Here is a 22,497-nt window from a genome sequence, read left to right on the forward strand (position 1 = left end):
GGAAGAAAGATTATGAACCTGATTGAAGCTACTACTAATGCTCCATATGCGCGTATTGTCTTGGTTGTGGCACGTTTTAACAACTTTATCAGTGAATGTTTGCTAAGTGGCGCGATTGACGTACTGAAACGTATTGGTCAAGTTCAAGATGATAATATTACAGTTGTATGGGTACCTGGTGCTTATGAGCTTCCATTGATTGTTAAATTATTAGCAAAAACTGAAAAATATGATGCAGTTATAGCTTTGGGGGTAGTAATTCAAGGCAGCACTCCTCATTTTGGGATTATAGCAGGAGAAGCGAGTTCTGGTTTGGCAAATATCTCTATGCATAGTAATATTCCGGTATCTTTTGGGGTTTTAACAACGAAAAATATTGAGCAAGCGATCAACCGAGCTGGAGCGAAAAGGGGTAATAAGGGAGCTGAAGCTGCTCTTACCGCTCTAGAAATGATTAATATCTTAAAAGTTATTAAAGAATAACTCTATTTAGAGGCTCCTTCATGAATCCTTCTTCTCGTCGTCGCGCTCGAGAGTGTGCGGTACAGGCGCTGTATGCTTGGCAAATTTCTAAAAACAATATTGTGGATATTATCAACTACTTTATCTTAGAGCAAGATATTCATAATGTTGATATTAGTTATTTTCGAGAGATTCTTAGTGGCATTTCCATATATTTTGGCTATCTTGATACATTAATGCAACCATATCTTTTTCGTAATATTGAAGATCTTGGTCATATAGAAAAGGCTATCTTGCGTATCGCTCTTTTTGAATTAAAGGAGCGTTTAGATGTACCCTATAAAGTAGCAATCAATGAGGGAATAGAGCTCGCAAAAGTATTTGGCTCTGAAGATAGCCATAAGTTTATTAATGGCGTCTTAGATAAAATTGCTTTACAGATTCGACCTAACCGCAAATAATCTTTATGGATTATAATAATTATCATGATTGCAGTTTTAGGATATAACTATGGCATGTGGTGAATTTGAACTGATCTCACGTTATTTTGGTCGTGGACTGTGCTCTCGACATGATGTAGAAAAAGGTATTGGTGATGATTGTGCGCTAGTGAATGTATCTGAAAAAACGACCTTAGCTATCAGTACTGATACTTTAGTGGAAGGTGTGCATTTTTTACGTGATATTCATCCAGCTGATCTTGCTTATAAAGCTTTAGCTGTAAATCTTAGTGATTTAGCCGCAATAGGTGCAGATCCTGCATGGTTAACTCTGTCCTTAACATTGCCAAAAGTTAACAACCATTGGTTACAAGCTTTTAGTGATAGTTTATTTAATCTTTTAGATTACTATCATATGCAGCTTATTGGTGGGGATATAACTCGCGGACCGCTAAGCATGACATTAGGTATTCATGGAACAGTTCCACAAGGTCTAGCGTTAAAACGAAGCGGTGCGTGTGTTGGCGACTGGATTTATGTAACGGGCACTTTAGGTGATAGCGTCGCTGGTTTTCAATTGCTTCGACATAAAATAAATATTCATGATCAAGTGTCTCGCGAAGCGCTGATTCAGCGCCATTTAAGGCCTGTACCTAGAGTTCCTCAGGGCAAATCGTTACGTGATATAGCTAGTTCTGCTATTGACCTATCAGATGGCTTGATTTCAGATTTAGGTCATATTTTAAATGCTAGCTCTTGTGGTGCTCAACTCGACCTTGATGCATTGCCAATATCTTCAGTAATTACACAAAATTTTTCAGCACAACAGGCTTTACGCTGGGCATTAAGTAGTGGAGAAGATTATGAGTTATGCTTTACTGTACCAGAGATTAATCGTGCTAGTTTAGAAATTGCACTAGGACCTCACGGAGTATCATATACATGTATTGGAAAAGTTTATCCAAAAGAACATGGGCTAACTTTTTTAAAAAATCAAAAACCAGTGAAGATATTTCTTAAAGGATTCGATCATTTTAATATGCATGAAGGATACAGTGAACCATTTTTTCATGATAATCTCACTAGTTTCTAGATATGAGTGTTTTTATCATTAAATCAGTATATAGCGATATAAATATAAATTGTAAATTATGTAAAATTAAATAAGGATTTTATATCATTCATAATATCTTAATACTTACAGTTTTGTATTAATTGTAATAGAATTACATAGATATACACTTATGTATATTATATCAATTTACATAAGTATGCGGCTGATAGAAGATCTCATCTTACAGTGCGGTAAGTCGTTTTAAGACGGTACATGATCATTTTTACTGTAGAGTGAAGTATTCACTTTATCATACTTTATTATATGCGATATTAATAACGACATAATATCAATTATATAAAATATAGAAAATAAGATTTGAATTTATCCATTATACCGGTTTCATTCATACATCAAAATTATAAGCTTGTAGATGAGCTTGTAGATAAGGGTTTTATTAAAAATTTTGTTTGTTATGATGATTGACTATTAGATAGTCATGTAATCTTTTTTTTATCCTATTACAGATGCTCCATGCATGTATGGTCTTAAAACTTCCGGCACTGCAATACGGCCATCAGATTGTTGATAATTTTCGAGAACTGCTATAAGAGTTCGGCCTACGGCTAATCCAGAACCATTTATTGTATGAACAAAATGAGTTTTTTTACTACCCGCGGGGCGCCAGCGGGCTTTCATGCGGCGAGCTTGAAAATCTCCCATATTTGAACAGGAAGATATTTCTCGGTAATTGTTTTGAGCGGGTAACCAAACTTCTAAGTCATAAGTTTTCTGTGCACTAAAACTCATATCACCAGTACATAGCAACATAGTGCGGTATGGTATAGCTAAAAGTTGTAGAACTGTTTCAGCATGTTTGGTTATCTCTTCTAAAGCATTTTGAGAATCCTCTGGACGAGTGATCTGTACTATTTCAACTTTATCAAATTGATGCATGCGTATTAGTCCGCGTGTATCACGACCGTACTTTCCAGCTTCAGATCTAAAGCAGGGTGTATGTGCTGTTAGTTTTAATGGAAGAGATGCTTCCTCGAGAATTTCATTGCGTATAAGGTTAGTTAGTGATACTTCGGCCGTTGGAATCAGAGCATAATGCTTATTGGAAAATACAGAATCTAAAGAATCTATATAGAATAATTCTTGAGTAAATTTTGGTAACTGACCAGTACTGTATAAACTGATATTATTCACTATATATGGTACATATACTTCTTGGTATCCATGTTGTTTTGTATGAAGATTGAGCATAAATTGACTAAGTGCCCGATGCATTAACGCTATTTGACCTTTCATTACAACAAAACGAGAGCCGGTGAGTTTAACTCCAGCCTTAAAATCTAATCCTGCGGCACGTTCACCTAACTCAACATGGTCGCGTATGTTAAAATTAAACTCTCTGGGTTTTTTCCATCGCTTAATTTCTTGATTATTGCTTTCATTTTGCCCAATAGGTACATCTTCATCTGGAATATTTGGAATGGATACTAAAATAGTATGTATTTTAGTACATATTACATCTAATTCTTTTTTAAGTTCATCAATTTGTTCAGAAAGTAGTTTAACCGCTTTACATAACCATTCAATTTCTTCTCCTCGTTCTTTAGCTTTCCCAATAGATTTGGAATATACATTGCGTTTTGCTTGTAAGGTTTCTGTTGAAATTTGTAGTGATTTTCTCTGTTCCTCGTATGTCTGTAGTTTTTTTATATCTAAACTATAACCTCGTCGTAATAGTTTTTTAGCAATAGAGTCTGGTTCTTGGCGGAGTAGATTGAGATCAAGCATGCTAACCCTATTAATAGTTATGAATTAAAACAAAAATTATATAGATTTAGGGGTTGAGTAGGTGTGTAGATTAAAACATTACCCCTATAACGTAGAGAGTATTAATATTAGTGGCTTTAATTTATTTTTAGTATAAAATTGATAATTAAAGTTATTAATATCTATAGTTTTAGTCAATATAACTTTAGGTACCATAAGACAAGAATTTTAAGTAAGATTATTGTCTTATGAAGACTATTTTGAAGTTTATAAATTAATTGATTTAATAAAGTTAAATAGTTAAATATATTTTCATGATGTAGAGAAAGAAGAATTCTTTGATGCATATATACTATTATATGAGGCAATTGATTCATAAGATCATAAATAAAAATTCCTCTTAATTGGTGTGTTTTCTGTGTGAATTTGTGCATTAATTATAAATTAACACCCTTGCCGTTGAATATCTTTAATAATTAAGTGGAAAATTTTATTATGTCTAATCTAATAAATATTAGAAAGCCTAATCCGCTATATGCACCAATTAATTAAAGTTAGTCTTAAATTTTAAATAAATATTATATTATGTTTGTAATGTAGAAATATGAAAGTCTTTTTTTGTATAATCTGAATAAAAATAAAAATAAAAATAAAGATATTTTATGATAACATCAATCATCTTTATGTGCTAGTTTAGTAGCAAGCGAAGCATTCGGCGTAGTGGTTCAGCTGCACCCCATAATAATTGATCACCAACAGTAAAAGCAGAGATATATTTTGGCCCTATATTTAGTTTACGTAATCGACCAATAGGGATATCTAATGTACCTGATACCATCACTGGTGTTAATTGACGCATAGTCATCTCTCGATCATTAGGTATTATTTTGACCCATGGGTTATGCTCTAGTATACATTGCTCAATATCTAATAAAGGGATATTTTTTTTTAATTTTAGAGTTAGTGCTTGACTATGACAGCGTAATGCGCCAATTCTTACGCATATTCCGTCTACCGGAATAGTATGGGTGGTATTTAAAATTTTATTTGTTTCGGCTTGCCCCTTCCATTCTTCCAGCGTTTGACCGTTATGCAAATGTTGATCAATACATGGGATTAAGTTACCTGCTAGTGGTACCGTGAATCTATCTGTAGGGATACCGCTTTTTGTTATTCCGTTAACTTTACGCTCAATGTCCAAAATATTAGACGCTGGGTTTTGTAGTTCTTTCTTAACATGATGATGTATAGTTCCCATCTGAGTCAATAGCTCACGCATATGACGTGAGCCACTACCAGAAGCCGCTTGATAGGTCGCTACAGAGACCCATTCCACCAGATTATTAGTAAACAAACCGCCTAGTGACATCAACATTAGACTTACAGTGCAATTACTTCCTACAAAAGTTTTTATCCCTTTACTTAGACCATCATAAATAACCGGAGAATTTACTGGATCGAGAATTATTATTGCATCATCTTGCATTCGCAAGGTAGATGATGCATCAATCCAATAACCAGACCAACCTGTATTACGCAGTTTGTGGTATACGCATTTAGTATATTCTAAACCTTGGCAGGTTATGATGATATCAAGAGCCTGTAATGCGTTAATATCTAGTGCATTTTGCAAAATTCCCATTGGTTTTCCATTTAATATCGGCGCAATTTGACCATATCTGGAAGTGGAAAAAAAAATAGGATGTACTATATCAAAATCACTTTCTTCACTCATTCTCTGCATTAGAACAGAGCCTACCATCCCTCGCCATCCAATCAATCCTAAGGTTTTCATTTATAATTAGCTTAGTTAAATAATAGAAATTTTTATGTGATCATCTCATCAGGTGATCGTTATTATGCGTATCATACTATTCATATATCATCTGGCATGCAATTTGATATCTGATTTTTTTTGTAATTCTATAGAAAATTTCTAAAAAAATATAATAAGTAAGGTGGTATCTAGATAAATTTCAGGTATATATGTAGTTAAATTATATTAACTACGATAACTCTATTTTAATATTATTCAATACTATTTATGGTTTTTATAAAATAGAGGTGTTTATTTGATATATATTAAATCTTGAGGTAGACGGAGCGCTTGAATCTAATTTTAGTCCCTATTTAGTATCAGCTTAATTTATATATTGTGCTTATTTTAAGTATATTTCCTTTTTATGCGTTTTTATTTAAAGCAGATTTTTAATCTAAATACATGAAATGATTGTCAATGAGAAGAGTTTTTAAACATTAATAATTTTTTCATGAATTGTATAAAAAATTATTAACATATTATAATAACTTATAATATGAAATGGATATTAATTTTTAGATAATTTACTATCACTGCTCAGTATTATCAGTGAATACGATTAATTTTTAATATTGAAAGATCTTTATCACTCAAATTAGTAATTGCTGTCAAGGTTAATTTATTTTATATTAGGGCGATTAATCTTCCGACTGATCTTAATTTAAAGGATATGATCTTTGTTTACAATTATCCAGTTGATTTTAAAATATTTTTAATAGAATGTGAATCAGCGATAATTAATAGAGATATATTTGGTTATATGATATTTAATTGGTAAGAAGATTCGATTCAGTGTTTGTAAGAATTATATTTATATACATACGCAGTAGTTTACTAGGGTAATTGATTTATAGAATCATGTGTGTTTTTTGGTTCACTTGGATCTATAGGTATGTGTGATATTTTTCTCTTAAAAATATTCTTGGGTAGTATAAAGAATATACTCCTGGCTAATATATAGTATATGAATCATTCTACATCTAAGAATCATTCTACATCTAACATGATGTGTTAGATGTGTTAAAAAATTAATGATAATAGTAGGCTATAGATTAACAATCTATCTATTATGATAGGATTTTTAGTATTATATGACATAAATAAATTCATGACAATTCAAGATTTTTGGATATATCTCGGTAAATCTTTAAGACTATCTAGTACCCCATCAGCGCTATTTTTAGATGAAGACTTAAGCTGCTGACCACTACGTACGAGTATTTTGTTTCCAACACCTGCTAATGTTGCTGCTTGCATATCTTCAATTTTATCACCAACCATATAGGAAGCTGACATGTTAATATTTAACTCTTTTTGGGCAGAAAGTAACATTCCTGGTTTTGGTTTTCTGCAGTTACATAACTGACGCCATAAGTACATTAAGCTTGAAGGATAATGAGGGCAAAAATAGATACCATGTAATCTAACATTTCTGTCTGCAAGAAATTTCTCCATCCATTTAGTTAAGGAAATGAATTGATTCATGCTAAATATACCGCGTGCAATACCAGATTGATTTGTGATTAATACAAGAGAAAAACCCATATTCATTAGTTCGCGCATTGCATCAATGACACCGTCGATAAATTTAAAGGTCTCAATTGTAGAGACGTATCCATAATCTAGATTAATAGTACCATCTCTATCTAAAAAAATTACAGAAATGCGATTATGACGCATTACCCCTCCTACACTAAATATCTATGATTATAGTTTTGCGAATATATTGAGAAAAATATAAAAAATATTAGAATTCGCGCATGGGTTTTGGTTATATTTTTGATCTCTAAAATTTTTTAGTTTAGCAATAAGCATATATGTATTTAGAATGTATAAGTAATATTATTAAAATAAGTAACATATATATTAAATATGAATATATTGGTGGATATTTTTGGATCCTTTATATATACAACATATGTTATTATTGATCCTTTCTTAAAGTATAGAAATAAAGTAGACTCTACTTGCTATTTATTACAATTATTAATGATTACTAAAATCATAGCATAAGTGTCTTTATAGTGAGAGGCTGATGCATATTTTATACATGTTAATTATTGCAGCTTACGATTACTTTTTCAAAGAATTTTATATTCGATATTGTTTTTCTATTTTTTATATAGCTTATCATCATTAAAGTATTAATTTTATCACCATATGATTGGTATAGTGTGTTTTTATAATCGATGATGTAAAACACATGTTGCATAGCTTTCTATTATTTAACTTACTTAACAGGATAAGTGTATATGTCTAAAAGTATTTTATATTAGAATATAAAAGAAATCTTAACGTAAATTAATATACTAATTGATAAATAAGAATAATATATATTATATAGGATATGAGCTCAGATTATAATAACATCTCATGCAGATGATTAATAAAGCATGGTGTGTTGTATTTTTCTTTTAATTAAGCAATTCATTCAGATTTTATTAATGTTAATTACTATGATATATAACATCTATTTAATTAGTAATTATATTATACGGCGTTTTTAAAAGTTATTTTATTTAGTTATTTGAGTAATTTGAAAGTGTATAATATAAAAATATTTTTCTATTTGTAGAATTATATATTAAATAGAAATATAGGCACTTTATAGTAGATGCATGTAATTTAGATTTATTTTGTATTGCGACGTTATACTATAGATTGCATCTGGTCATAGATAAGTTAACGATTTAATTGAAAATTATAATAATTAATGTATTGATATTTTTATACTGTTAATAAGCTTATCACTGATTAGAATAAATATAGTGTAGTATACGCTTCATAATATATGTATTTATTATCAGAGCTACGTAAAATCTAATAAATCAGATGACCGTTTTAGATAGGGTTCTCACTGATCACCTTGATGCTACTTGGTGCAGAAAATTATTTCTATATGCATGAAAAGCATCTTTTTTCGATACATAACATATTAGAAGAATTATTATATTATATAATATATCTTATTCACTGTAAAAATAATTTTTTTTGTAAAATCACGGAAGAAAATTCTATAATAGAACAATTAATATATATTTATCTCTATTATGTACAAATAGTTAAAGATTCATAATACAGGTTTATATATATGACTTAGAAATATACTACCATTAGATGTAGATTTTTTATGTTTCCCCATAACATAAGAAATTAAACGGATCGATAAAGATATTTCCAATATATTTTGATGAATGAGTAATATTTTTATATTCATTATCTTTTTCAGCGCAGTGTGCAAATTTTAATTCTTTTTTTTGTATATAGTATGAATAGAATTGATTTAAGTGAGAATCTTGATTGATAATATCTTTGATAACATTTTAGATAAAAGATCAAGTCTATAGTGAGAATGTTTTAAAATATTACATATATAAATATGTAGATAGATTTTATTTGATGCACTACTCGTTCAATCTTGCTAGATTAATAAGTAATTAAGATTATATTATGACGCTCAAGATATACCATTTTGGTGTATAGATAGTAATCTTAATGTTGTTTTTAAGTCGCGGTCTTAATAAATAATTCTTTCTCGTATTAATCAGAGCATCGCCTAAACTACCTCTACTTGATGAGACAAGTTATACAATTAAAGAAAAGATCATTATTGAATTGAATGATAATTATCCCATCTTTAGTAGGAAAATGTTAATGATTTGTATTTTAAGATTTGGTTGTATTTTTTCGTATCGGATATGGATAATAGAAGAAATGGTATCGTAGAACTGAAATAATTACTAAAAATTTAAGTAAAGCTGTAAGGTTTTTTAATTTATTAATTATAGTAACCTCAAAATATTTAAAATCGGAATGTGTTTTTTGAGATTATCAGTAAATAATAATTTCTTTATGCTGAATCAAGTTATAAGATTAGAAAGTTATTATCAAGAAAATACTCAATGTATAGTAATCTTTAAGGAGGTAAGAAATTTTTTTAAAAAAGATCTGATTATTAACAAAAACCAGTAATATTCTTTGGTTGGATTTAGATATAGAGCATTTAATTCTATTAGGGTCTCCGACTGTGGTTACCTGATAATAAAGTTATTTATGCTGATTTACTGGCTTATATTTTAGATTATTTTTTCAAATAAATTTAAATAGATTTCAATAGATCTATTTAGATCAGCATATAATTTTTTTGTTGTTATTCTAATCCATTATTTAATTTTACTAGTTAAAGATAAAATATATTCAATTTTTTAAATTTTACCAGTAATATGAGATGCTGTTTTAACATGAGAAATATCTCATACTCTGTCTATATATACAGGTGTTATTTTTTCAGTATATAGTTATATTTTTATAATTTTTTTACTGATTTTTAATGGATATATTATTTAGCATAACATAACATAACATAACATAATAGGAATGATGTCATAAAAGTTGTAACACTATAATTTATTCAACACTTAAACGTATTGCGTAATATGTATTGATATCTAAGATTTTAACTTAACTTGTTTTTATTTTTTTGGGATTATTAGTGATCTATTTATAAATATAGATTTCTCTATTAGTATTTAAATATTAATGTGTAAATACTCGAGGAATTATTTCATTTTTACGTAGTGTCAGAACTTCGCATCCGTTATGTGTTATGACAACGGTATGCTCATATTGAGCAGATAAGCTGGAGTCTGCAGTTTTAACTGTCCATCCATCTTGCAAAGTGTAAACACCACACTTTCCAGCATTAATCATGGGTTCAATAGTAAACGTCATGCCTTCTTTTAACACTACACCGCCATCATCAGCATCGTAATGAAGAATTTGAGGTTCCTCATGAAATCCTTTTCCAATACCGTGTCCACAGTATTCTCGTACTATGGAATAGTTTTGTTTTTCGATGAATTTTTGAATTTCTCTTCCGATGGTTCTTAGGCGAATCCCGGGTTTGATAAGTTGTATAGCAAGATAGAGGCTATTTTGTGAAATACGACAAAGTTTCTCACCTTGAGCGGTTGGTTGACCTACAAAAAACATAGCAGAAGTATCACCATGGTAGTGATCTTTTAGTACCGTGACATCAATATTAACAATATCACCATCTTTTAGAATATCATTTTGACTTGGAATACCGTGGCATACCACATCATTAATTGAAATGCATACGGATTTTGGGTATCCCCGATAACCCAGGCATGCGGGTATAGCATTGTGTTTTTTAGTAATATGATTATGACATAAGCGATCTAGTGTTTCTGTATTAACATTAGGAACAACATGTTTCTTGATCATTTCAAGAACCTCAGCGGCTAAGCGACCAGCTGTTCTCATTTTATTGATCTCTTTACTAGATTTAATTAAAATAGCCATAGAATATATATATCCGTATTAAGTAAGAAAGGAAGATGCTTTCTGATAAGAAGATGAGATGCAAAATAGTATTGCTAATGCAAGATGGTATTATAATAGCATGTAGTAGTGTATTGTTAACTATAGTAGTTTAAAATTAGAGGTCTTTTCTAGTCTTTTTTATAATTAATCACAAGTGCAAGAAAAGGAATATATTTATCTTATAAAATAAAATATTTTATTTATATCATCTTCCTTAATTTTAAAATAAGTAACAGTTTAGAGTGAGGTGATTTTTGTTAATTTATTAGTTTTTTTATTTGATTTCTTGTATGATGAAAGGATGATGGTTAGTATATATATACCGTTCGAGCATAATGCTCTATAATATTAAATATTATTCGTTTAGTGGATTGGTTTAGTGGTATTTTGAATATTTTAGTTAGAGTATCCAGTTTATCTCTATAACTAGCTATCTAAAATATGCATGATTTTGTTTAAGAGAGATTAAGAGGTAGATATATTAAGATATGATGATTTTTTGTACTGTTGATTTTCTACTGTAAAATATGCCTAATATTATTTTTAATGTACAAAACTTTTTCGTGGCGATCGGATAATATCTGATGATAAGCACTCTTAATATGTGCTTTATTTACATATAGTCATGTCATTTTTATGTATAGAACTGTCTATACAATGGTTATGCTAAATAATAGTTATACTAAATTATACCAGGTATAGTTAGTCACTCCTCTTGCTATAAAAATAATTTATATTGCATTATATCGATTGCTCTATGTGCATCGTAAGATCTAAACTTATTTCTTATCTTTAATAGAAGATGCTTTATTTAGACGATGAATGGTCTATGATAACAATCATCTAGATTAATATAATAGATGTTAATGCAATCGAATATTATTCTCATAATTAACCATTAAAGTAAGCAGTTAGTAACAATTGCAGAACTGTAGATAATAATATTTTAATTACTATATTTTATTCGATAATAATCAGAGTTTTATGGCATTAATATATAATATAGTAAAAATATTAATACACAGTGTAATTACTATTCGTTGTGATAGCTATGAAATAATAAGCACTACGCGTATAAAACGTTCTGTGTTTTCGAAGAGATTTTATTGATGTAATTCTGAAGAGCCTATTTAGTTTAAAACTAATAGGTTTTTTTATTGGACATATATAATTTTAACTACAAAATAATATAATTAGTATTATATACTCTATAGGGGTAATGATGGAAACTATTTCTATGCATGAAATGCTTCAAGCAGGCGTACACTTTGGTCACCAGACTCGATATTGGAATCCAAAAATGAAACCATTTATTTTTGGATCCCGCAATAAGGTTCATATTATTAATCTTGAAAAAACTGTTCTAATGTTTAATGAAGCTTTATCTGAAATTACAAAGATCTCTGCCCGTAAAGGTAAAATCTTATTTGTTGGCACTAAGCGTTCGGCGAATTTAGCTATTAAAAAACACGCTTTAGGTTGTGATCAATTTTTTGTCAATCACCGTTGGTTGGGTGGTATGTTGACAAACTGGAAAACAGTGCGTCAGTCTATTAAGCGCTTAAAAGAATTAGAGCTTCAGTCTCAGGATGGTACCTTTGAGAAGCTTACTAAAAAAGAGGCCCTAATTCGTATTGGTCAATTAGCTAAGCTAGAAAATAGTTTAGGTGGGATTAAGGATATGGGTGGCCTGCCAGACGCACTATTTGTCGTGGATGCTCATCATGAACATATTGCGATTAAAGAAGCAAATAACTTAGGCATCTTAGTGTTTTCTATTGTAGATACAAATTCTGATCCAGCTGGCGTGGATTTTATTATTCCAGGAAATGATGACGCTATTCGTGCTATCAATTTATATCTAACAATAGTAGAGGCTACTATTCGTGATGGGTTATCTAGAGCATAATTTAGATTAAATAACAGAATGTACAAAATTACTGCATATTATTTGAGGTATAGTGGGTATATTTTATTATTTTTAATAAATAGTTATCATGAGATAGTGATTTTTGGATAGGTTGTGAGATTTTGACTTTTTTTGGCATTTATTGTATGATTTATCTTAAAAAGATATCGGTGTCTTTTTTAAAAAAAAAATACTATTCTGTATCAGATACATGTATATATTTTAAATATAATGCGAGTTAATCTTAGGAGAAAAGAATGGTTCAGATTACCGCTGCTCTAGTAAAAGATTTACGCGAACGCACCGGTGCAGGTATTATGGATTGTAAAAAAGTGCTTATTGATGCGCACGGTGATGTTGATTTAGCCATAAAATATATGCGTCAAGCTGGTATAATTAAAGGAGCAAAAAAAACGAAAAATATAGCTGCAGAAGGTTTGATTAGATGCAAAACAATAGGGAATTACGGTGTTATGTTAGAGATCAATTGTCAGACAGATTTTGTGGTTAAGGATGTTAGCTTTCAATTGTTTGCTGATAAAGTACTTGATGCTGCTATTTTTAGTCGTGTAATCGATGCAAAAAAATTAGAAGACAAGTTTCAAGAGGAGCGTATGTCTCTAATTTCTCATTTTGGTGAGAATATTCATATTCGACGAATAGTTTCTCTAGAAGGTCCAGTTTTAGGAAAATATTTACATGACCAACGTATTGGTGTGTTAGTGTCTCTGACAAAATCAACCGTCAATTTTGCTAAAAAAATTGCTATGCATATCGCAGCAAGCAAACCTGAATTTATTGCACCAAAAGATGTATCATCTGAAGTTTTAGAAAAAGAGTACCAGGTTCAATTAGAAATTGCAATGCAATCTAGAAAAGCAAAAGAGATTGCTGAAAAAATAGTGACAGGCAGAATGCAAAAATTTATTCGAGAAATCTCTTTAACTAGTCAGCCATTTATTTTAGATTTGAATAAAGATGTCAGTCAATGTCTTGTCGAAGAAGATGCTGTTGTGAATAATTTTGTGCGATTTGAGGTAGGTGAGGGGATTAAGAAAAAGGATTAAATGTTGAAAAAGAAGTTTCATTATTAACTCAAGTCACGAAGTAGTTTTTATGAGAATCGTTATTTAGATAGTTTAGATAGTTGTTTTTGAAATCTAACTATTCAATAACAATCTCATCTTCGTTATATATCACCCCTTGAGATTTGAAAGATAATTTTGGTGAAAATATAATTCTAGTGAAAATTAGAATTCCTGATTACAGACATCGTCTAGGACATGACTATGGCGACTTATATAAAACCTGTATATCAACGTATCCTGCTAAAGTTGAGCGGTGAGGCATTTCAAGGTTCTGAAGGTTTTGGTATTAATCCTAGTTCGCTAAGGCGCTTGGCAAAAGAGGTCAAAGAGTTAGTAGCATTAGGCGTTCAGGTGGGTATAGTTATTGGTGGTGGAAATTTATTTCGCGGATCAGGTTTAGAACAGGCTGGTATGAATCGTGTAGTAGGAGATCATATGGGAATGTTAGCAACAGTAATGAACGGTTTAGCCATGAGAGATGCTATGTATCGTGAAAATATGAAGGTCACGCTTATGTCCGCTATCCCTTTAAATGCTGTTTGCGATACTTATTGTTGGGACAAGGCCAATAGTCTTTTACAAAAAAATCATGTAGTTATTTTTGCTGCAGGTATTGGTAACCCATTTTTTACTACTGACTCTGCAGCTTGTTTGCGTGGCATTGAAATTCAGGCTAACGCAGTACTAAAAGCTACTAAAGTAGATGGTGTTTATTCTGCGGATCCGGCAAGTTATCCAAAGGCGGTGTTATATGACAAACTTACTTACTCAGAAGTACTAAGTAGCGCTCTAAAAATCATGGACTTAGCTGCCTTTACTTTAGCGCGTGATCATGGGCTACCTATTCGTGTATTTAATATGAATAAGCCAGGCGCTCTATGTCGTATACTTATGGGTAAAAAAGAAGGAACTTTAATTACAAATTAATGTTTGTTTAATTGCAATCACATCAAGAGAATTAAGGTAGGCGCTGCCAATCTAATCAGGGTGATAAGTCATTGACAGATTGCGTTTCAGTTCCTGATCATAGTGATAATATCAATAGCATTGAAGGCTGTTCAGAGTGATAAATGATATTCAGAATAACACTGAAATACGTATGACAAAATGCGTGGAAGTGTTTACACAAAACATTAGAAAAATTCATACCGGGCGCGCATCGATATCTATACTTGATGGTATTGTTATTGATTATTACGGATCGTCTGCTCCTTTATCTCAGTTGGCTAATATTACTGTAGAAAACGCTTGCACATTAAAGATTAACGTATTTGATAGATCTATAATTTCCTTAGTTGAAAAAGCAATTATAACTTCAGGTTTAGGTTTGAATCCGCAGACAGTAGGTATAGATATCCGCATTCGGCTTCCAGCATTAACCGAAGAGCGTCGATATAAACTAATTAAACTGGTGCGTAGTGAGTCTGAACAGGGAAAAATTTCAGTTCGTAATATACGTCGTGATGCTAATGATCACATCAAGCTGCTTTTAAAACAAAAAAAAATTAGCCTAGAAGAAGACCGACGCGGACAAGAATTGGTTCAGAAAATTACTGATATTTTTATTAAGAAAATAGATAGAATTTTATTAGATAAAGAGAAGGATATATTAGATTTTTAGAAATTTTGCCACAGTATTATGTGTTAATATTATATACAATGTTCTAAATTAGAATAACTGTCCGATTTTTTACAATGACGACTGCATTTTATTATTCTGAGTAAATGTATGAAGCAATTAACGATTCTCGGCTCAACTGGATCTATTGGTAGTAGTACGTTATCTGTAATTCGAGAAAACCGCAAGCTATTTGCTGTTAAAGCTTTAGTGGCGAGACGAAATGTTGAACGGATGATGTGGCAATGTCTAGAGTTTCGTCCAGATTTCGCTGTTATGCTAGATGAGAAAGCTGCGCGTGAATTACGCTTTCGATTGCATTATTTTCATATCTCCACTGAAGTCTTAAATGGTCAACAGGCAATCTGTGATATGGCTGCGCTAGATGATGTTGATCAGGTGGTTTCGGCAATTGTAGGGGTAGCAGCCTTATTGCCCACCTTATCCGCTATTCAGGCTGGCAAACAAGTTTTGCTGGCTAATAAAGAATCACTAGTAACATGCGGGCGCCTTTTTCTAGAAGCGGTTATTTCCTCTCAGGCTCAGATTGTGCCTATTGATAGTGAACATAATGCTATTTTTCAAAGCTTACCCGTATCTTTACAGACTCAGTTAGGTTTTGCTGTTTTAGAGAGCAATGGTATTGAGAGTATTATTTTGACAGGATCAGGAGGTCCGTTTCGCGACATTCCTTTATCAAAACTTCATTATATGACACCAGATCAAGCATGCTTGCATCCAAATTGGATGATGGGGCGTAAGATATCTGTTGATTCAGCTACGATGATGAATAAAGGTTTAGAATATATTGAGGCAAAATGGCTTTTTAATGCTTCCGATAAGCAGATAGAAGTGATTATTCATCCACAGTCTGTTATACACTCTATGGTTCGTTATCTCGATGGTGGTATTATGGCACAGTTGAGCTTCCCGGATATGCGATCGCCAATTGCTTATGGTATGGGTTGGCCTCAGAGAGTGAAATCAGGAGCTACAAAGCTTAATTTTCAGAAACTTTCAGCAATGACTTTTTTAGAACCTGATTATGTACGTTATCCTTGCCTAAAGTTGGCCATTCAGGCTAGCAAAGCGGGACAGGCGGCTACCACGATATTGAACGCTTCTAATGAGATTGCGGTGGCAGCATTTTTAGCATCAAGAATAGCTTTCACTGATATTGTTTCACTAAATGCTGCCGTTTTAGATAATTTGTCCTGTTGTGAGCCAGATAGCGTTGATGCGGTACTTGTTATCGACTGTGAAGCAAGATCTGTAGCATGGGAGTTATTGTCACGATTTATTAAAAAATGATCTGTTATGATTTGGTTTATGATCTTGGTGTTAATTTTTGATTTTGAAGTTAGAGATTATTAACGTATTAATAAAATGGCTAATTATATTATGCTAGCTTAGCTTTTAATAAAGCAAGATTCTCAGAAGTTATTTAATTCTGAACTAGGGGGATCATGACGCGCGATGTCGCCCGAAGATCAATTGCAATATAAGAACCAACCGATGGTTAAGCCTCGTCATGTAGCAATTATTATGGATGGTAATGGTCGATGGGCAACAAAACAAGGGAAATTGCGGATTACTGGACATCAGGCCGGTGCGGAATCTGTTCGGCGCGCTATTAGTGTTGCAGTAAATTATCAATTAGATGCACTGACGTTATATGCTTTTAGTAGTGATAATTGGAGTCGTCCTGATCAGGAAGTTATAGCCTTATTAGAGTTATTTGTCTTAGTTCTTGATACAGAAGTTAAAAATTTACATAAACATAATATTCGATTGAATATTATTGGTGATACCACTCGTTTTAGTCATCGCTTACAAGACTGTATCCGATGTGCTGAAGAAAAAACTCAGAACAATCAAGGTTTAATATTAAATATTGCTGCAAACTATGGGGGGCGTTGGGATATTATTCACGGAGTACGGGCTTTAGCAGAACAGGTGCGAGACGGGATTCTTCGTCCAGACGAAATTGAAGAAAAAACGTTAAGCGCGCATCTATGCTTAAGCACAATAGCACCTGTTGATCTTGTAATAAGGACCGGAGGAGAATATCGTATTAGTAATTTTCTATTATGGCAAGCGGCTTATGCAGAGTTTTGGTTTACAGATATTTTGTGGCCTGATTTTGATGAAGATGTTTTTAAAGGTGCACTAAATGCATTTGCAAAACGAGAGCGTAGATTTGGTGGTATCACTCTTTAAAATTTATAGGAACGTAAATGTTTATAGGAACTTAGGAGGCTTGATGTTACGAATGCGATGCATCACCTCATTGATATTAATTCCAATTATTATTGGAGCATTATTTTGTCTACCTATATTGGCATTTAGTATTACTATTTTCTTAATAAGCATGTTAGCTGCATGGGAATGGTGTCCTTTGGCAGGTTTATCTTCTTGCTGTCATCGGGTATTTTTTATAATATTGTGTGGGTTTATTTTATCAATTAGTATGTTTGATATATTATTCGGTAATGCGCTGGAATGGATACATTGGTTAAGAATTCCTGATATACTATGGATTGCAGTATGGTGGTGGATATTAGTGATACCTTTAGTATTATTTTATCCATCTTCAGCCGTATTGTGGAGAACTTCACGTATATTGGGTATTTTATTTGGTTTATTAACTATTTGGTCGTTTTTTTGTGGTATGCTGACAGTTCGTCAATATCACTATCAATTAGATCACACTGTTGGTGCGTGGCGTCTTCTATATTTATTAATATTAGTCTGGGGGATAGATTCTGGTGCTTATTTATTTGGAAAAGTTTTTGGAAAACATCAGTTAGTGCCAAAAATTTCATCAGGAAAAACATGGGAAGGTTTGCTAGGTGGTCTATTGAGTGCATTTATAATCTTTTTTATATTTACTCAACTCACAGTATTGGGTGTAGCGCCAATAAGTTTGTTTTTATGTTCTATATTTACTGTGTTTGCTTCTATTTTGGGTGACTTAAGCGAAAGTATTTTTAAACGTACAGCTGGCATCAAAGATAGTGGTAAACTAATTCCTGGCCATGGTGGTATATTAGATCGTATTGATAGTCTGACTGCTGCCGCTCCAATTTTCGCTAGTTTGCAGCTTGTGATTACAGAAGTTATATAAGGGGTGTTCTACTGAGTGGCATGCTTTGAAAATTGTTCTTAAAGTTTATATAGAAATTATTGATATCATTGTGCATGAGTGTCCGTATTTTAGATGGTGCATTACTATAAAGTAAAGTATAAATAATGCAATATTTTGTTTGTTTTTAGAATTGAATAGGTTTTATTCAATAATATTAATAGTTTTTATAATTGTGATGTTAAATGAGAAGGTGATTATTTTGAATCTCGTGTATCTTTATAAAATGACTTAATAATCAAAATTTTTAATAGGGGTATAGTAAAAATAAAATTTGAACTAATTATAAGTTTTTTTGATCTTAAATTTAGGAGATAGATTTTATTTTGATAATTTTTAAATGTGTTTATTTGCAAATTATTTTAGTTATTTTTTAACTATAGTGAAATAAATATTTCTTTAGGCGAGCTAGTTCTTTAATGGCTGGTTGTTAGTAAAATTTATTGATAGAATCAAGAGGTTAGGTTGGAATAATTAATTAAGAATTTTAGTGGAATGATTAGCGCAAATATTTTAACGCAGTACTACATATTTAACTATATCTTTTTAATGATTAATGATTATAGAGTACTAAAATGTCTATGCTGTTAACTACAAGCGTAATGTAGGTTATTTTTATTTTGCGTCCTATTTATATCTTATAGGTTGATATATTTAGATGACAAATACTGGAGGTATAAGAATTCTTTACAGAGAGTCGATAAGACTGAAAAGGAAAATATTTTTCTAATAAAAGTTATTAGAATCCTTAGAGTATTTCGGTGTGTTACAGTGAAATCACTTTAATAGATATGCTCTGTAAGAACTTTAGTTGGACGATTCATAAGATAGAGTTTTTTAAGTGAAAAGAACTATTTTCCAAAAAATTTCAAGAACATTACGGGTTTCTTCCTTATATGTGTAGTATACCTGCTTGGTATAGAACAGTTTCTAATATGAGTTGTGGGTTATTATTTGTAAGGAGATTTTTATATCTAAAAATATACTTAATTTTAATGTTAAAAACATTCAAAATCAAAAATAAATGAGAGACAATTTCATAATCTTAATAGATATTTTTGTTTATTTGAAAAAGTGTTTTTTTAGGGCATATAGAATATTACTGCATTTACTACATCATGTTTCTGGCGCTTTTTAAGTGTTAATCTTTGGACGATCAATCCTTGTTCACTGTTAGTGTAGATAGTGATAACCTACTTTCTATAGTATTGAAGATAATAGGTAGCCCTATGCCTGAACAAATTCATAAACTTTCTTATCATTTTAATTTCATTAGTCCAGTGTATTTTAAAGGACTATTACTTATGATAATTTATCATGCTTTGAATTGCTTTAAATTATATAACTTTATGTTATGTAATAAAATTTATAATAAAAGCCGGGATACATTTATAAAAGGATGTCAATGAAAAATTTTCTCATAGCATCACTTTTTTTGAGCAGCGCTACTGTATGTAGTGCGGATAGATTTGTGGTCAAAAATATTTATTTTGATGGATTGAAACGGATCTCTGTTGAGTCTGTACTACGAAGTATACCTGTTCATGTTTCAGATGTAGCTTCTCATGAAGATATTAGAAGGACTATTCATACATTATTTGCGACTGGAAAATTCGATGATGTGCGGCTCATACGTAATGGTGATTCTCTAATTATAAAACTCAAGGAGCGTCCAGTAATTGCTTGTATTACTTTTTTAGGAAATAAAATTCTTAAAGAAGAATTATTAAAAAAGAATTTAAACGCTTTTGGTATATGCATTGGAGAGTCGCTAGATCGTTCTTCTCTTGCCTCTATTGAGCAGGAATTAGAGGATTTTTACTATAGTATCGGTCATTATCGGTCAAGTGTGCACGCTGTTTCAACTACATTACCAGGTAACCGTGTTGATTTAAATTTTATTATTACTGAGGGGAGACCTGCAAAAATTCAACAAATTAACATAGTGGGTAACAAAATATTCAAAACAGATGAACTTCTCTCTCATTTAAAATTAAGAGATAAAAATTCTTGGTTGCATATATTGAGTGATAGTAAATATCAGACACAAAAAGTCAATGAAGATTTAAATATTTTACGAAGCTTCTATTTCGATCGTGGTTATGCACGTTTTAATATTGATTCTACTCAGATTAATTTGACGCCAGATAAAACAGGTATTTATATTACTATTAATGTCACAGAAGGTGAGCAGTATCAATTAACTGATATTATGATTAATAGTAATATAAAACTCGATTCAAGAGAGATTCTGGCTTTAAAATCAGAGCAGATTGGTCGATTATATAATCGAACGCATGCTTTGCGTATAGAAGAGACTATTAAAAAAATATTAGGACATCAGGGGTATATATATCCAAATATTCAGACGAAGCTGCATATTAATGATACTAAAAAAACTGTGAACTTAAGCTTTATTATTAATTCAGGTATTCGATATCATGTACGTCAAGTACGTTTTGAAGGTAATCATGTATCTAAAGATGTCGTTATGCGTCGTGAAGCTCGGCAAATGGAAGGTACATGGTTACAAAGTGACCTTGTGGAACAAGGAAAAGAGCGTTTAAATCGTCTTGGCTATTTTATTTCAGTTAGCTCTAATATTCAACGAGTACCTGAGTCTTTAGATCAAGTGGATGTAGTGTATAGAGTACAAGAGCGTAATACTGGAGCGATTAATTTAGGTGTGGGGTATGGCACGGAAAATGGTGTGAATTTTCAGATTGGACTCACTCAGGATAATTGGTTAGGAACGGGTAATGCTATTGGTATAAATAGTACAAAAAATGATTACATGACGTATGCTGAACTATCTCTGACTGATCCTTATTTTACTACTTTTGGCGTGAGCCTGGGTGGACGTTTAATTTATAATGATTTTAAGGCCCATGCTGCGGATTTGTCAGATTATACTAATAAATATTATGGAGGGGAGAGTATGCTTGGTTTTCCATTAAATGAAGCCAATACCCTCCATATTGGTTTTGGTTATCTTCATCATAGTCTTTCTGATATGAAACCACAGATTGCGATGTGGCGTTATTTGCGTACTTATGGTGAAAACCCCTCAGTTTCTTCTGCTGAAGAGTTCTCTACAGATGATCTTACTGTAAATTATGGGTGGACTTATAATACATTAGACCGTAGCTTTTTTCCTACTAGAGGGCATCACACGAATCTTAATGGTAAAATAACTATACCTGGTTCAAAAAATACTTTCTATAGAATCATGATGAGTATGCAGCAATATTTTCCATTGAATGCCAGAGGAGATTGGATTCTCTTATGTCGTGGTCGCCTAGGCTATGGCGACGGTTTTGATGGCCATGAGTTGCCGTTTTATGAAAATTTTTATGCTGGCGGTTTAACAACAGTAAGAGGTTTACGTACTAACACTATTGGTCCAAAGGCTGTATATTATAATAATGCTTTATCTAAGTGCGCGAGTGGTTCTTTGGGTGGTATATGTCAGTCTGAAGATTCGGTTGGTGGTAATGCTCTGGTGGTATTAAGTACTGAGTTAATTACACCAACGCCTTTTCTTAACGAAAAGTATGTCAATTTAATACGTACTTCTCTATTTGTAGATGCTGGTATGTTATGGGATACGTGCTGGAAAGAAACTAAGGAGATGACGCTTCTGCATATTCCAGATTATAGTAAACCTAAAAATATTCGTATCTCAGCAGGGGTTGCATTGCAGTGGATGTCACCTATTGGACCATTAGTATTTTCATATGCGTACCCTTTTCAGAGGTATCATGGAGACAAATCTGAACCATTTCAATTTTATATAGGAAAAACTTGGTAGTACAATATGTAAGTAGAGTC

Annotated in this window: 15 protein-coding genes; 11 read left to right on the top strand and 4 right to left on the bottom strand. The window is 31.7% G+C overall.

Annotated features, from left to right (window positions below; genetic code table 11):
* Window positions 1–12: 12 nt before the first annotated feature.
* The 3 genes from ribH to thiL are packed head-to-tail and all read left to right on the top strand — an operon-like array spanning window position 13 to window position 1,995.
* Window positions 13–483, top strand: a complete 471-nt coding sequence (ribH, locus tag ERCISPPS3390_RS00885; protein WP_197094982.1) for a 6,7-dimethyl-8-ribityllumazine synthase — start codon at window positions 13–15, stop codon at window positions 481–483.
* 20 nt (window positions 484–503) lie between these two features.
* Window positions 504–923 (top strand): transcription antitermination factor NusB, encoded by a 420-nt coding sequence (gene nusB / locus ERCISPPS3390_RS00890; RefSeq protein WP_197094983.1) that lies wholly within the window; start codon window positions 504–506, stop codon window positions 921–923.
* Window positions 924–972: 49 nt separating this feature from the next.
* A complete protein-coding gene (gene thiL / locus ERCISPPS3390_RS00895) occupies window positions 973–1,995 on the top strand; it encodes a thiamine-phosphate kinase (RefSeq protein ID WP_197094984.1) in 1,023 nt (340 codons plus the stop codon).
* A 474-nt stretch (window positions 1,996–2,469) separates the two neighbouring features.
* Here thiL and serS read toward each other — a convergent pair whose 3' ends face one another.
* From serS to map, 4 genes are all read right to left on the bottom strand, one after another.
* Window positions 2,470–3,762, bottom strand: coding sequence for a serine--tRNA ligase (serS, locus tag ERCISPPS3390_RS00900; RefSeq protein WP_197094985.1), 1,293 nt, complete (start codon window positions 3,760–3,762; stop codon window positions 2,470–2,472).
* Between the two features lie 667 nt (window positions 3,763–4,429).
* Window positions 4,430–5,536 (bottom strand): aspartate-semialdehyde dehydrogenase, encoded by a 1,107-nt coding sequence (asd, locus tag ERCISPPS3390_RS00905; protein ID WP_197094986.1) that lies wholly within the window; start codon window positions 5,534–5,536, stop codon window positions 4,430–4,432.
* Between the two features lie 1,140 nt (window positions 5,537–6,676).
* Window positions 6,677–7,240 carry a D-glycero-beta-D-manno-heptose 1,7-bisphosphate 7-phosphatase gene (gene gmhB / locus ERCISPPS3390_RS00910; protein WP_197094987.1) on the bottom strand — a complete coding sequence of 188 codons (564 nt, stop codon included), beginning with the start codon at window positions 7,238–7,240 and terminating at the stop codon, window positions 6,677–6,679.
* Between the two features lie 2,856 nt (window positions 7,241–10,096).
* Window positions 10,097–10,885, bottom strand: a complete 789-nt coding sequence (gene map, locus ERCISPPS3390_RS00915; RefSeq protein ID WP_197094988.1) for a type I methionyl aminopeptidase — start codon at window positions 10,883–10,885, stop codon at window positions 10,097–10,099.
* A gap of 1,243 nt (window positions 10,886–12,128) precedes the next feature.
* Here map and rpsB point away from each other — a divergent pair.
* The 8 genes from rpsB (at window position 12,129) to bamA (ending at window position 22,477) form a co-directional block, all read left to right on the top strand.
* The gene (rpsB, locus tag ERCISPPS3390_RS00920; protein ID WP_197094989.1) at window positions 12,129–12,815 is read left to right on the top strand and encodes a 30S ribosomal protein S2; all 687 of its coding nucleotides are present in this window, start codon (window positions 12,129–12,131) and stop codon (window positions 12,813–12,815) included.
* Window positions 12,816–13,072: 257 nt separating this feature from the next.
* Window positions 13,073–13,882 carry a translation elongation factor Ts gene (gene tsf, locus ERCISPPS3390_RS00925; protein WP_197094990.1) on the top strand — a complete coding sequence of 270 codons (810 nt, stop codon included), beginning with the start codon at window positions 13,073–13,075 and terminating at the stop codon, window positions 13,880–13,882.
* A 222-nt stretch (window positions 13,883–14,104) separates the two neighbouring features.
* Window positions 14,105–14,830, top strand: a complete 726-nt coding sequence (gene pyrH / locus ERCISPPS3390_RS00930) for a UMP kinase (RefSeq protein ID WP_197094991.1) — start codon at window positions 14,105–14,107, stop codon at window positions 14,828–14,830.
* Between the two features lie 136 nt (window positions 14,831–14,966).
* Window positions 14,967–15,524 carry a ribosome recycling factor gene (frr, locus tag ERCISPPS3390_RS00935; protein ID WP_197094992.1) on the top strand — a complete coding sequence of 186 codons (558 nt, stop codon included), beginning with the start codon at window positions 14,967–14,969 and terminating at the stop codon, window positions 15,522–15,524.
* A 108-nt stretch (window positions 15,525–15,632) separates the two neighbouring features.
* Window positions 15,633–16,832 (top strand): 1-deoxy-D-xylulose-5-phosphate reductoisomerase, encoded by a 1,200-nt coding sequence (gene ispC, locus ERCISPPS3390_RS00940; RefSeq protein WP_197094993.1) that lies wholly within the window; start codon window positions 15,633–15,635, stop codon window positions 16,830–16,832.
* Window positions 16,833–16,997: 165 nt separating this feature from the next.
* A complete protein-coding gene (gene uppS, locus ERCISPPS3390_RS00945; RefSeq protein ID WP_197094994.1) occupies window positions 16,998–17,741 on the top strand; it encodes a polyprenyl diphosphate synthase in 744 nt (247 codons plus the stop codon).
* Between the two features lie 43 nt (window positions 17,742–17,784).
* Entirely contained in the window at window positions 17,785–18,648 is an 864-nt protein-coding gene (locus ERCISPPS3390_RS00950) for a phosphatidate cytidylyltransferase (RefSeq protein ID WP_197094995.1), read from the top strand.
* Window positions 18,649–20,065: 1,417 nt separating this feature from the next.
* Window positions 20,066–22,477 (top strand): outer membrane protein assembly factor BamA, encoded by a 2,412-nt coding sequence (bamA, locus tag ERCISPPS3390_RS00955; RefSeq protein WP_197094996.1) that lies wholly within the window; start codon window positions 20,066–20,068, stop codon window positions 22,475–22,477.
* The last annotated feature ends 20 nt before the right edge of the window (window positions 22,478–22,497 follow it).

The organism is Candidatus Erwinia haradaeae (genome assembly GCF_900698885.1).
GTDB classification, from domain to species: Bacteria; Pseudomonadota; Gammaproteobacteria; order Enterobacterales; family Enterobacteriaceae; genus Erwinia_E; species Erwinia_E haradaeae_H.

Coding starts and splice junctions, on each gene's coding strand:
- ribH (WP_197094982.1), top strand. CDS start 13: ATGAACCTGATTGAAGCTACTACTAATGCTCCATATGCGCGTATTGTC.
- nusB (WP_197094983.1), top strand. CDS start 504: ATGAATCCTTCTTCTCGTCGTCGCGCTCGAGAGTGTGCGGTACAGGCG.
- thiL (WP_197094984.1), top strand. CDS start 973: ATGGCATGTGGTGAATTTGAACTGATCTCACGTTATTTTGGTCGTGGA.
- serS (WP_197094985.1), bottom strand. CDS start 3,762: ATGCTTGATCTCAATCTACTCCGCCAAGAACCAGACTCTATTGCTAAA.
- asd (WP_197094986.1), bottom strand. CDS start 5,536: ATGAAAACCTTAGGATTGATTGGATGGCGAGGGATGGTAGGCTCTGTT.
- gmhB (WP_197094987.1), bottom strand. CDS start 7,240: ATGCGTCATAATCGCATTTCTGTAATTTTTTTAGATAGAGATGGTACT.
- map (WP_197094988.1), bottom strand. CDS start 10,885: ATGGCTATTTTAATTAAATCTAGTAAAGAGATCAATAAAATGAGAACA.
- rpsB (WP_197094989.1), top strand. CDS start 12,129: ATGGAAACTATTTCTATGCATGAAATGCTTCAAGCAGGCGTACACTTT.
- tsf (WP_197094990.1), top strand. CDS start 13,073: ATGGTTCAGATTACCGCTGCTCTAGTAAAAGATTTACGCGAACGCACC.
- pyrH (WP_197094991.1), top strand. CDS start 14,105: ATGGCGACTTATATAAAACCTGTATATCAACGTATCCTGCTAAAGTTG.
- ispC (WP_197094993.1), top strand. CDS start 15,633: ATGAAGCAATTAACGATTCTCGGCTCAACTGGATCTATTGGTAGTAGT.
- uppS (WP_197094994.1), top strand. CDS start 16,998: ATGTCGCCCGAAGATCAATTGCAATATAAGAACCAACCGATGGTTAAG.
- ERCISPPS3390_RS00950 (WP_197094995.1), top strand. CDS start 17,785: ATGTTACGAATGCGATGCATCACCTCATTGATATTAATTCCAATTATT.
- bamA (WP_197094996.1), top strand. CDS start 20,066: ATGTCAATGAAAAATTTTCTCATAGCATCACTTTTTTTGAGCAGCGCT.